13 protein-coding genes are annotated in these 9,352 nt (G+C 42.9%); 5 read left to right on the top strand and 8 right to left on the bottom strand.

Annotated features, from left to right (window positions below; translation table 11 throughout):
• Both EWV60_RS16590 and EWV60_RS16585 read right to left on the bottom strand, forming a co-directional pair.
• On the bottom strand, positions 1 to 229 hold a 229-nt coding region (locus EWV60_RS16590), incomplete at its 3' end, for a hypothetical protein (RefSeq protein WP_287233473.1).
• Positions 230 to 392: 163 nt separating this feature from the next.
• Positions 393 to 1,025, bottom strand: coding sequence for a PEP-CTERM sorting domain-containing protein (locus EWV60_RS16585; RefSeq protein WP_223210838.1), 633 nt, complete (start codon positions 1,023 to 1,025; stop codon positions 393 to 395).
• Positions 1,026 to 1,239: 214 nt separating this feature from the next.
• Between EWV60_RS16585 and EWV60_RS16580 the strand changes: the two genes are divergently transcribed.
• Entirely contained in the window at positions 1,240 to 2,127 is an 888-nt protein-coding gene (locus EWV60_RS16580) for a lipid kinase (protein ID WP_002732954.1), read from the top strand.
• 2 nt (positions 2,128 to 2,129) lie between these two features.
• Here the strand turns inward: EWV60_RS16580 and EWV60_RS16575 are convergent, their stop codons facing one another.
• Both EWV60_RS16575 and EWV60_RS16570 read right to left on the bottom strand, forming a co-directional pair.
• Positions 2,130 to 3,185: an amino acid ABC transporter substrate-binding protein gene (locus EWV60_RS16575; protein WP_024970446.1), complete on the bottom strand. Its 1,056-nt coding sequence runs from the start codon at positions 3,183 to 3,185 to the stop codon at positions 2,130 to 2,132.
• A 36-nt stretch (positions 3,186 to 3,221) separates the two neighbouring features.
• A complete protein-coding gene (locus tag EWV60_RS16570) occupies positions 3,222 to 3,962 on the bottom strand; it encodes a TIGR00297 family protein (protein WP_002731915.1) in 741 nt (246 codons plus the stop codon).
• A gap of 44 nt (positions 3,963 to 4,006) precedes the next feature.
• On the opposite strand from EWV60_RS16570, the gene EWV60_RS16565 reads away from it, so the two are divergent.
• Complete coding sequence (locus EWV60_RS16565; RefSeq protein ID WP_287233470.1) at positions 4,007 to 4,711, top strand: cytochrome b/b6 domain-containing protein; 705 nt, start codon at positions 4,007 to 4,009, stop codon at positions 4,709 to 4,711.
• A 14-nt stretch (positions 4,712 to 4,725) separates the two neighbouring features.
• Here EWV60_RS16565 and EWV60_RS16560 read toward each other — a convergent pair whose 3' ends face one another.
• The 3 genes from EWV60_RS16560 to EWV60_RS16550 form a co-directional block, all read right to left on the bottom strand.
• A complete protein-coding gene (locus EWV60_RS16560) occupies positions 4,726 to 4,965 on the bottom strand; it encodes a 2Fe-2S iron-sulfur cluster-binding protein (RefSeq protein WP_287233467.1) in 240 nt (79 codons plus the stop codon).
• Between the two features lie 9 nt (positions 4,966 to 4,974).
• On the bottom strand, positions 4,975 to 6,450 hold the full coding sequence (gene cobQ / locus EWV60_RS16555) for a cobyric acid synthase CobQ (protein WP_287233464.1): 1,476 nt from the start codon (positions 6,448 to 6,450) through the stop codon (positions 4,975 to 4,977).
• A 178-nt stretch (positions 6,451 to 6,628) separates the two neighbouring features.
• On the bottom strand, positions 6,629 to 7,030 hold the full coding sequence (locus EWV60_RS16550) for an Npun_F0494 family protein (protein ID WP_036395494.1): 402 nt from the start codon (positions 7,028 to 7,030) through the stop codon (positions 6,629 to 6,631).
• 115 nt (positions 7,031 to 7,145) lie between these two features.
• Between EWV60_RS16550 and EWV60_RS16545 the strand changes: the two genes are divergently transcribed.
• The 3 genes from EWV60_RS16545 to EWV60_RS16535 all read left to right on the top strand — a co-directional run bounded on the left by EWV60_RS16545 (position 7,146) and on the right by EWV60_RS16535 (position 8,738).
• On the top strand, positions 7,146 to 7,448 hold the full coding sequence (locus EWV60_RS16545; protein ID WP_002775214.1) for a hypothetical protein: 303 nt from the start codon (positions 7,146 to 7,148) through the stop codon (positions 7,446 to 7,448).
• Between the two features lie 55 nt (positions 7,449 to 7,503).
• The gene (locus EWV60_RS16540) at positions 7,504 to 7,959 is read left to right on the top strand and encodes a (2Fe-2S) ferredoxin domain-containing protein (protein ID WP_287233457.1); all 456 of its coding nucleotides are present in this window, start codon (positions 7,504 to 7,506) and stop codon (positions 7,957 to 7,959) included.
• Between the two features lie 98 nt (positions 7,960 to 8,057).
• Positions 8,058 to 8,738 carry a response regulator transcription factor gene (locus EWV60_RS16535; protein ID WP_002753800.1) on the top strand — a complete coding sequence of 227 codons (681 nt, stop codon included), beginning with the start codon at positions 8,058 to 8,060 and terminating at the stop codon, positions 8,736 to 8,738.
• 92 nt (positions 8,739 to 8,830) lie between these two features.
• On the opposite strand, the gene EWV60_RS16530 is transcribed toward EWV60_RS16535, so the two are convergent.
• The gene (locus EWV60_RS16530; protein ID WP_287233454.1) at positions 8,831 to 9,235 is read right to left on the bottom strand and encodes a DUF1622 domain-containing protein; all 405 of its coding nucleotides are present in this window, start codon (positions 9,233 to 9,235) and stop codon (positions 8,831 to 8,833) included.
• Between the last annotated feature and the right edge of the window lie 117 nt (positions 9,236 to 9,352).

Here is a 9,352-nt window from a genome sequence, read left to right as displayed (position 1 = left end):
GAGATAAATAATCGGGTAAAATACTTTCTGAAAAGCTAATATCCTCTTGAGCAAATTCATTTTGTAACGATTGTGCTTCTGCATCTGAAATATTGTCCCATTTCTGAAAACGTGAATTTCTTTGTAAGGATTTGACAAATTCAAGGACTTGTTGCTGTTTTTCTAGCGGTAAAGTCTTAATACTTTGCAAAATCTGGTCTTGAAGATTATTAATATGGGTGATAGACATTTTAACGTTTACCATATCTACACTAGGTCAACCATCTTACCACAAAAAACGCTCTTGTTATCAATTAGTTAGCAACAATTAAATAATAGACAATAAACAATAGACAAAAAATAACCCCTCAACTGACTAAATAAAGGGGCATTTATGGTATTTTAGAAGCAATTTAGCCGACTTTTGTGGTTTCTTTTTCGGTGGATTGGGAGGGTTTTAGTTTGCGTTTCAGGGTTGAAGCTGCACCGAGAGCGAGGAGGCTGAGGGTTGAGGTGGGTTCGGGAACTGGTTGGACACCCAAAAGTTCGCCATCAAAAGTAACTTCGCTGGCAAAGACCCAGGCAGTGCGCCGATTTAGAGTAAGTTGTAGGGAACTACCACTAAAATTTAATCCTGAAAAAGTATAGGATGTTGGCGCTGCAGTAGGAGGATCAGTAAGAGATCCCGAATTATAATTAGAGCCACCCATACTTAATAATATACTTTGCGGTACGGAAACAGCACCAAAACCATTTGCGTCATCCACATATACAGTAACTGTGTTTATATTTACTGTGCCAGCAAAGTTAAAAGTAATGACAGGATTCCGGTTTTCCCAACCAACATAAGGTCCTGTACCGTCTGCAACTTCTACATCATTCCAGTTTTGTGTAGGAATTATGCCATCAGTTAGATATCCAACTCCTCCACTGAGAGGAGCATAATTTACCGACGTGTTTCCAGTACCATTATATTTCTTGTCCCAGTATTTAGAGCCGCCTCCATTGGCTCTCTTAGGTTTGGTGGGTAAAATGTATTCTAAGATACAGTCCTGCTGGCGAGCGAGTGGAAGGAACCACAGAAACACAGAGGACACAAAGATTGATCGCTTCTATAGTAAGTTAAACTGGTCGCAACGCGCTCGCTACGCGAGATCACACAAAGAATAAGAGAGCCGCACTTTTTGAGGAGAAAAAAGTCTAAAAGCCTTATCCAACTTGGTTTATCTTCAGATATTGATGCTACTGAGAAACTTACCTATGACTAAAAGAGCTTTACTACTAATCAATCGTCACTCGCGCAAGGGTAAAGAAAACTTTGCTCAAACTGTTGATCTGCTCAATCATTGGGATTTTGAAATTATCAGCGTCCCTTTGAAAAAGGTAGAAGATATACCTTTTTTGCTGGAAAAATATCGCTCTAGTATTGATTTAGTTATCGTCGGTGGTGGCGATGGGACTCTTAATGCTATGGCGGATGTGTTGGTAGAAACTCAACTGCCCCTAGGCATTATACCTCTGGGAACCGCTAATGATTTAGCCCGGACTTTAGGGATACCGAATTCTATTGCCGAAGCCTGTCGAATTATTGCCGAAGGTAATTTAAAATATATCGATCTAGGTTGGGTAAATAATAAATACTTTTTCAACGTGGCTAGTTTAGGATTAAGTGTGAAAATTACCCAGAAACTGAGCAAGGGTTTAAAGCGACGTTTGGGAATTTTGGCCTATGCTTGGACAGCCCTACAGGTATTAAGTAAAACCCGTCCTTTTACCGCTATGATCGGTATTGATGGAGAAAATATCAAAGTTAAAACCCTACAAATAGCGATCGGAAATGGTCGTTATTATGGGGGAGGAATGCCGATCGCTTACGATGCCCAAATCGACGATCAAAGGTTAGATTTATATAGCCTAGAAATTGAACACTGGTGGCAAATTTTCCCGCTTTTGTGGACATTACCGCGAGGACAACAGGGTTTATTATCTTGGGTGAGAACTCTTAACGGTAAAGAAATTCAAATTGAGACTCGTAAACCCCATAGTATCAACACCGATGGCGAAATTACTAGCACTACTCCCGCCATATTTCGGGTTATTCCAGCAGCCATAGGGGTCTATATTCCCCGCCAGAAAACACAATCTTAAAATTAACGAAAAGGAGGAGAATACAATAAACCGCCCTTTGTCCAAAGATTATTTAAACCTCGATCGAGTTGCAGGGGTTTACCGATTTCACGATCATAAATTTCACCGTAATTACCCACCTGTTTTAAGACTCTTTGGGCAAAATCATTGGGCAAACCCATATCTTCACCTAACTTCTCATCGATACCCAAAAAGCGCCGAATACTGGGGTCTTTGCTATCGGCAAAAGTGGCAATATTTTGGGAGTTAATTCCAAATTCTTCCCCTTGAATTAAACTAAAAACGATCGAGCGGACGGCATTCGACCAAGCGGGATCACCATCGGCCACGGCCGGGGCCAAGGGTTCCTTAGATATTACCACTTCTAATAATTGATGATCCTGCGGTCGGGGAAAAACCGAGCGCCGGGCCACCAATTGGGAGCGATCGGAGGTGACAGCCTGACAGCGCCCCGCCTGATAAGCTGTATATAAAGCCTCCACATCATCGGAAACGATCGGTTTATAACCTTGCACTGCCGCTTTTGCCATGGCATCGGCCAGATTTTGTTCCGTGGTGGTTCCCGATAGCACACAAATGGACTTTCCGCTCAAATCTTCTAATTTCTTAATATTACTGGCTTTCGTGGCCATAATTCCTTGACCATCATAGAAAACCGGGGTGATAAACTCCATCCCCAGAGCGGTATCCCGGTTAATCGTCCAGGTGGTGTTGCGACTGAGAATGTCCACTTCTCCCGTCTGTACGGCAGTAAATCTCTCTTGGGGACTAAGTTTACGATATTCGACTTTGGCGGGATCATCAAAGAGAGCCGCCGCGATAGCTCGACAAATTTGCACATCTAAGCCCGAATATTCGCCTTTTTCATTAACAAAGCTAAACCCCGGCACTTCTCCGTTAATACCACAAATTAACTTACCGCGATTTTTCACCGTTTGCAAGCGGTCAGCACTGGGACTATTTGCAGTGTTAGAACTAGAATTAGGTTGATTTTCCGTCCCACAGGCAGTAATTAGCAGTAACAGCAGGGACAATGCACAAAAACGCCACTTTAGCATAGATATTCTCTGAAAAATTTTTTTAGTCACTTAACTTTAGCGGAAAGACCAGAGCAAGCTTAACATTATAGCCACGATCGCACCGATAACCGTATTGATCACATTGACTAATTCATTAGTTAACCACAGAAAGCGGGTTTGTAGGGTAGCTCCGATGAGACTTTCGATATTGGTGGCGATAAAGGCTGCAATTACACACCATAACACACCAAGAAGATCGATCGCACCGATAGTCCATGCTAACAGGGAAATCGCCGTGGCTGCCAGCAAACCGGCGAGCGTTCCTTCCAAACTAACAGCACCTTCTGTTCCCCGGGGGACGGATTTAAAATTAGTGATTAGATAAGTAGTTTTACCGTAAGCTTTGCCCACCTCACTGGCAGTAGTATCGGCTAATTTAGTGCTAAAACTAGCCACATAAGCGAGTATTAACAGGTAATCCCAGGGAGAAGCGGCAAAAAGACTGAGGATAGCGCAAATTGCCCCTGCTAAAGCGGAACCCCAGACATTTTCTGGACCGCGTACCCCCGCTCTTTTTTCGGCGATTCCCTCCGCTTCCTTGCGCGCTAAACCGATGCGGGTGACAGTAGAACCGACGAGGAAATAGAATAAAACAATCAGATAACCGCGCCATCCCAAGCTTCCCCAGACAATTACCCCTAAAACCCAAGCATGGAGATAACCCATCCGAGTTAAGAGCTTTTTTGGGGCAATTGCAGCGATTCCGAGGAGGATGGTATTGAGAAGAACAGCGACGAGCCAAGGATTAGTTAACATAGTATCTGGCCAAGTTTATATACCCTATTGTATCGATCTAGTCGATGAAAACTAATCAACCTTATCAACCTCTTTTACTGCGAATTCTGCACGGATTCACGGGAATTGTCCTCATTGCCGCCATGGTTACGGCCTATTGGACCTATGATACTTTTGACGGTCGTTGGTTGAAACTGCCCCTACCAGAATACCAAGAAATTGAAAGTATTCATGGTACTTTTGGCCTCTATACTCTGATTATCTTTCCCGTTTTTGCTATCTATGCTTTTCGTCGCGGCAACAAAAGATTAATTCAAAGTGATTCTCTTAACAAATTAACCCAATTTGGTAAGCCAATTTGGTGGTACAGTCTCCATCGTTTAGTCAATACTTTGATTCTTTTTGCCCTAACTTTTGCCTTGTATAGTGGTCGGATGATGGATTCCAAATGGCTACCGGAAGGGGAATTAAATCACTTTTGGTATTATGCCCATTTGCTCAGTTGGTTAATTATGGTAGTAGGTCTGGTGCTGCACCTGCTCATGACTGCTAAAGTGGGAGGAGTTCCCCTGTTATTATCTATCCTTAAATGGCGTTTTCGTGAACAAGATAGCCCGAAATTATGGTTATCTCAATTACGTCAATGGGGGTTAGGTTTGCGTCTAGCTAATACTTTGCAGTGGCTACAATCTCTTAACTTATATAAAGTCTTAGAAATTGTTGTTTTATTGGCTATTATAGCGGCTTGGATTGTTCCCAAGTTTGACTAGATCTAAGGGAGCAACTACCAGAGCGGATCGGAGTATAAATGAACGGTTAAAGAATCTCGATCGCCCGGGATACCAGTAATACAACTACAAATTTGAGTACCATCATCTAATTCTACTTCACAGGCGTGACAGGAACCCATTAAACAGCCGGTAGGAATGTCAATTCCTACTTTTTTGGCTACATCTAATAATAGTTCTCCCGTTTCCGCTTCTATGATAATATCATCGGGTAAAAAACGCACTGAAATAGTCATAATTTCTCCTTACAAATGAGCAAAAATAGGTTTAAGATTTAAATGTTCTTCCAGTAAATTAGCCATATTATCTAGGGTTATTTCTCTTTGTTCACTATAGTTAGCAATTCCCGTAGGCAAAGATAATAAACCGCGACGCTGACGCAGATGATTTAGCCAATTTCTTCGCCAAGAACCATTATCAAAGATACCATGTAAATAACAACCCCAAATTGAGAGAGAATCACTGACAATTCCTAGACTAGCATCTTCCTCGAACATTTTTTGATAACCTGATTCACTTTCCCATGCGCTTATTCCCTGGTGAATTTCGTATCCTGTTACTGGTAAACCCCCTTGGGGAAAATTAGATAAAACTTGGCGTTGACGGGTAATTTTTTCGGCAGTAATTACCGTTTTTAACGGCAGTAAATTTAAGCCAGCTGCCTCACTTTCGGGACCTTCTCGATGGTCAGGATCGAGGATTAATCGCCCTAACATTTGCAAACCACCACAGATGCCAAAGATAATACCTCCCTTTTGGTGATAGGCTTGTAATTGATTAGCCATACCACTTTGATTAAGAGCAATTAAATCAGTGACAGTGGTTTTAGAACCGGGGATAATTACCCCATCGGGATCACCTAAAGATTCCTGTAATTCTAGATAACGTAGATTAACTGTTGCTTCACCACAGAGAGGGTCAAAATCAGTAAAATTAGCGATATGAGGCAGACGAATGACACTGATATTTAGTTCAGCTTTGGGTTTTTGGGCGGGGCGATCGAGTAAACTGAGAGAATCCTCGGCACTTAAAAAGATATCACTATAGGGAAGAACTCCCAACACGGGAATTTTTGTATAATCTTCTAGCCAAGTAATCCCCGAATCTAAGAGAGATTTTTGTCCGCGAAATTTATTGATCACAATACCTTTAATTAAAGCTCTTTCCTCCGGTTCTAATAATTCTAACGTACCGACGACGTGAGCAAAAGCCCCCCCGCGATCAATATCCACCACTAAAATAGTAGCGGCATCGAGATATTTAGCCACCCGCATATTAGTTAAATCGCGATGTTTGAGATTTATTTCCGCCGGACTTCCCGCACCTTCACAGACAACTAAATCAAATTCTGCCGATAATTTGGCTAAAGATTCTTTAATTGCTTGCCAACCTTGGTCAAAATAATTCTGATAATAATCCGCTGCCGTGGTGACACCAACAGCCTTACCTTTAATAATCACCTGAGAGGTCATATTTCCCTGGGGTTTTAATAAAATTGGGTTCATTTCTACCCGGGGAACTGTCCCCGCAGCCCATGCTTGCACCGCCTGGGCGTGACCCATTTCTTCCCCTCCGGCGGTAACATAGGCATTAAGAGCCATATTCTGACCTTTAAAGGGTGTTACCTGCCAACCTTTCCGGTTGAATAAACGACATAAAGCCGCAGTTAAAAAAGATTTACCCGCGTGGGATGTTGTCCCCACTACCATAATTGCTTTCATCTAGTTTTTTTAATTGAGCATTTTCAGTGAACAGTAATCGGTAAACAGTAATCAGTTGATACTAAATCCGTTGAGTATATGCTACTTATAAGGACAGGCACTCATGCAAGAGGCTAATAACTGAAAACTCACATCTGATAACTGATAACTGATAACTGATAACTGACTCCCAACAGCATTAAAAAGAAAACCAACGTTGCAGAGTATTTAAAAATCTTTGCCAGAAAGTGGGTTGAGGGAAAAAGTCCCCTTGGGGTTGCCATTTTTCTATTAATTTCCTCCCCAAAGGAGTGAGACGAAAACTATCGGTTATCCCCTGTCCATCTACTTCGCGTCGCAAAATTCCCACTTTAATCAACCAGAGAAGATAGCTTTCCACTGCTGCTTCCGTCAGCAGTCTGGAAGTATAACCTTTCTCTAAACCCCCAGCACCCGGAATGCTCAAAAGTGATACACTTTGCTCCAGCATAGCGGCGAATAGGGTGACACGGAAAGGAGAACAACAGAGGGCGCGTTGGGCCCTAGTGATGGTAGCATCAGGATAATTGATGGCGGTAACGGTGGGAGTCGATAGGCTCATAGATTCCAGTCGTCTAGCTATTGATAAACTCATTGTTACATTAATTTCGCCCCAACCCCTATCAACCCCAATCACCGATAAAATAGGGATGAAGTGTTAAGTAGCTTGAGTATTTATGAAGTCTCCCGAACCGTTCGATACTAAATATACCCCAGAGGAAGTGGAAGTGGAAATCGAAACCGACGATTTTTCCCCCGTTGATACCCGGGTTAGTTTCGCTGCCACCCTCGAAAAAGTGAAAACTTGGTACGGCAGCCTGTCCACACCAGCACAGGTAGTTGTGGCAGTGGCGGGGGTTTTTGTGACTTTTTCGATTTTAACGGCGATTTTACGGCTAGTTAGCGCAGTTTTAAGTGCTTTAATCCTCGCCGCTATCTTTTATCTTATCTATCGTTACATCCTCAAACCGAAATTTTAGTCGGCTATGCACATTTTCTGTTCAATGTCAAGAGTTTAATTGATAAAAAAAATTTATGGAAGAAGCGGACACTAGAGATATCTTGGGGGAAAATGTGGCTAAGTTGGGACTGGCCCAGATCCAGCGTCATCTATTTCTCTGCTGCGATCAGACTAAGCCAAAATGTTGTGACAAGGAAGAAGGGTTAGAAGTGTGGGATTATTTAAAGAAGCGGTTAAGTGAATTACAACTCGATCGCCCTAGCACCGACCGTCCGGGCTGTATTTTTCGCACTAAAGCCAACTGTTTGCGGGTTTGCAGCCAAGGCCCGATTTTATTAGTGTACCCGGAAGGAGTCTGGTATGGAAGGGTCAACAAGGAAGCGATCGAAAGAATTATCCAAGAACACCTAATCGGTAATCAAATCGTCACTGAATATGCTTTCCTTTGTCACGATTTACCGGCAATCTCTCTGAACTGTCCAGAAGAAGAACCCGAAACAATAGAGGAAAACAGCGTTAAAACTAGCTGAAACCCAATCAATTACACATATCTAACTACCTTTTACCTTTTGCCTGTCGATCCTTTGTCCGTCTCCATTCCCCCAACCCTGCAGCCCGGAAAATAGCGATGAAAGAGACCAACAAAGACAACAAACAACTTTTATTAATCGACGATGACCCAAATTTAATACTTTTGGCGAAAGATTATCTAGAGTTTCGTGGTTATAGGGTGACAACCGCAGAAAACGGTCCCGAGGCCCTGGCAATCCTTGAACGCGGGGCAAATGCTGCCAAAGCAAGGGAAATGCCCGATATGATTATCTGTGATCTGATGATGCCGGAAATGGACGGTTATGCCTTCCTCGAAACAATTCGTCGGGACATTCGTTTTAGTGGCCTTCCCGTGATCTTTCTCTCCCCTAAGGGTCAAAGTCAGGACAAGGTGACAGGTTTAACCGCCGGGGCCGATTTTTATATGGTCAAACCCTTTGAACCGGAAGAATTAGTGGCCCGGGTGGAGTCTTCCCTCAAACAAGCGGGCCAGTTGCCGAAACGCAGCACCCGCATCCATTCCCCGGATGTCACCCCTGTTCAGGTTCCGGGTAATGTGGAATTAACCCCAACGGAATTAAAAGTAGTACAATTGGTCGCCCAGGGTCTGGCTAATCGGGAAATCGCCGCAAAACTCAATGTTAGTCAACGGACAATCGAAAGTCATGTGTCGAATATGCTCCATAAAACCGGTCTTCATAATCGCACGGAATTGACCCAGTGGGCGATCGAAAGTAATAAGCTGTTGACTATCTAGAGCTTGCTGAAAAACTTTTTTAGCATACCCTCAATAGTCAACAGCTTATCAGGGGTTAGGTCAGGTGATTGTCAACTCACCTTTTTTTGGCATTAAAAATCCCTGAGATTGTCCTGGGCTGCTAGTTGCGATCGCTCTTTTTCCATGGACAATTCCGTTTCCAATTCTTGGCTGAGGAAATAGTTGAGGAAAGTTCGGATAATAGCGATGAGGGCGAGTTGTGCCAAGGCTTCTATAGTAGGTGTGACGGTGGTAGCCACGATGTCTCCACCTAACTGAAACTCTAGGGCTAAAGATAGCCAAGTACCGAAACGAATGCGAATTTGATTGAAGGAAAAAGGGGGAAGACTGGGACGGTGACGATTAGACTGCCAAGCTAATTGTAGGGTTTTAATTAATCCGATCACCACACAAGCGATCGAAATACTTTCTAGGCAAAACTTGATGATTGCCACCGCAGAGATCAAGCCTGTTTCTAAAGTTGCTAAAAATTCCATAAGTAGTCATGCAAAATTAATTACCCAAATAAAAAATTAAGAAGTATAATACATAAAAAAACGAAGCAGCAGGAAAATACAATGAGATTGATTAGAGACCTAAACCCCGAGAGCCAG

Source organism: Microcystis sp. Msp_OC_L_20101000_S702, from assembly GCF_007095705.1.
GTDB classification, from domain to species: Bacteria; Cyanobacteriota; Cyanobacteriia; order Cyanobacteriales; family Microcystaceae; genus Microcystis; species Microcystis ichthyoblabe_A.
This window is presented reverse-complemented; position numbering and strand designations above follow the sequence as displayed.

Coding starts and splice junctions, on each gene's coding strand:
- EWV60_RS16570 (WP_002731915.1), bottom strand. CDS start 3,962: ATGTTAACTAATCCTTGGCTCGTCGCTGTTCTTCTCAATACCATCCTC.
- EWV60_RS16535 (WP_002753800.1), top strand. CDS start 8,058: ATGAAAGAGACCAACAAAGACAACAAACAACTTTTATTAATCGACGAT.
- EWV60_RS16575 (WP_024970446.1), bottom strand. CDS start 3,185: ATGCTAAAGTGGCGTTTTTGTGCATTGTCCCTGCTGTTACTGCTAATT.
- cobQ (WP_287233464.1), bottom strand. CDS start 6,450: ATGAAAGCAATTATGGTAGTGGGGACAACATCCCACGCGGGTAAATCT.
- EWV60_RS16540 (WP_287233457.1), top strand. CDS start 7,504: ATGGAAGAAGCGGACACTAGAGATATCTTGGGGGAAAATGTGGCTAAG.
- EWV60_RS16545 (WP_002775214.1), top strand. CDS start 7,146: ATGAAGTCTCCCGAACCGTTCGATACTAAATATACCCCAGAGGAAGTG.
- EWV60_RS16550 (WP_036395494.1), bottom strand. CDS start 7,030: ATGAGCCTATCGACTCCCACCGTTACCGCCATCAATTATCCTGATGCT.
- EWV60_RS16565 (WP_287233470.1), top strand. CDS start 4,007: ATGAAAACTAATCAACCTTATCAACCTCTTTTACTGCGAATTCTGCAC.
- EWV60_RS16580 (WP_002732954.1), top strand. CDS start 1,240: ATGACTAAAAGAGCTTTACTACTAATCAATCGTCACTCGCGCAAGGGT.
- EWV60_RS16530 (WP_287233454.1), bottom strand. CDS start 9,235: ATGGAATTTTTAGCAACTTTAGAAACAGGCTTGATCTCTGCGGTGGCA.
- EWV60_RS16560 (WP_287233467.1), bottom strand. CDS start 4,965: ATGACTATTTCAGTGCGTTTTTTACCCGATGATATTATCATAGAAGCG.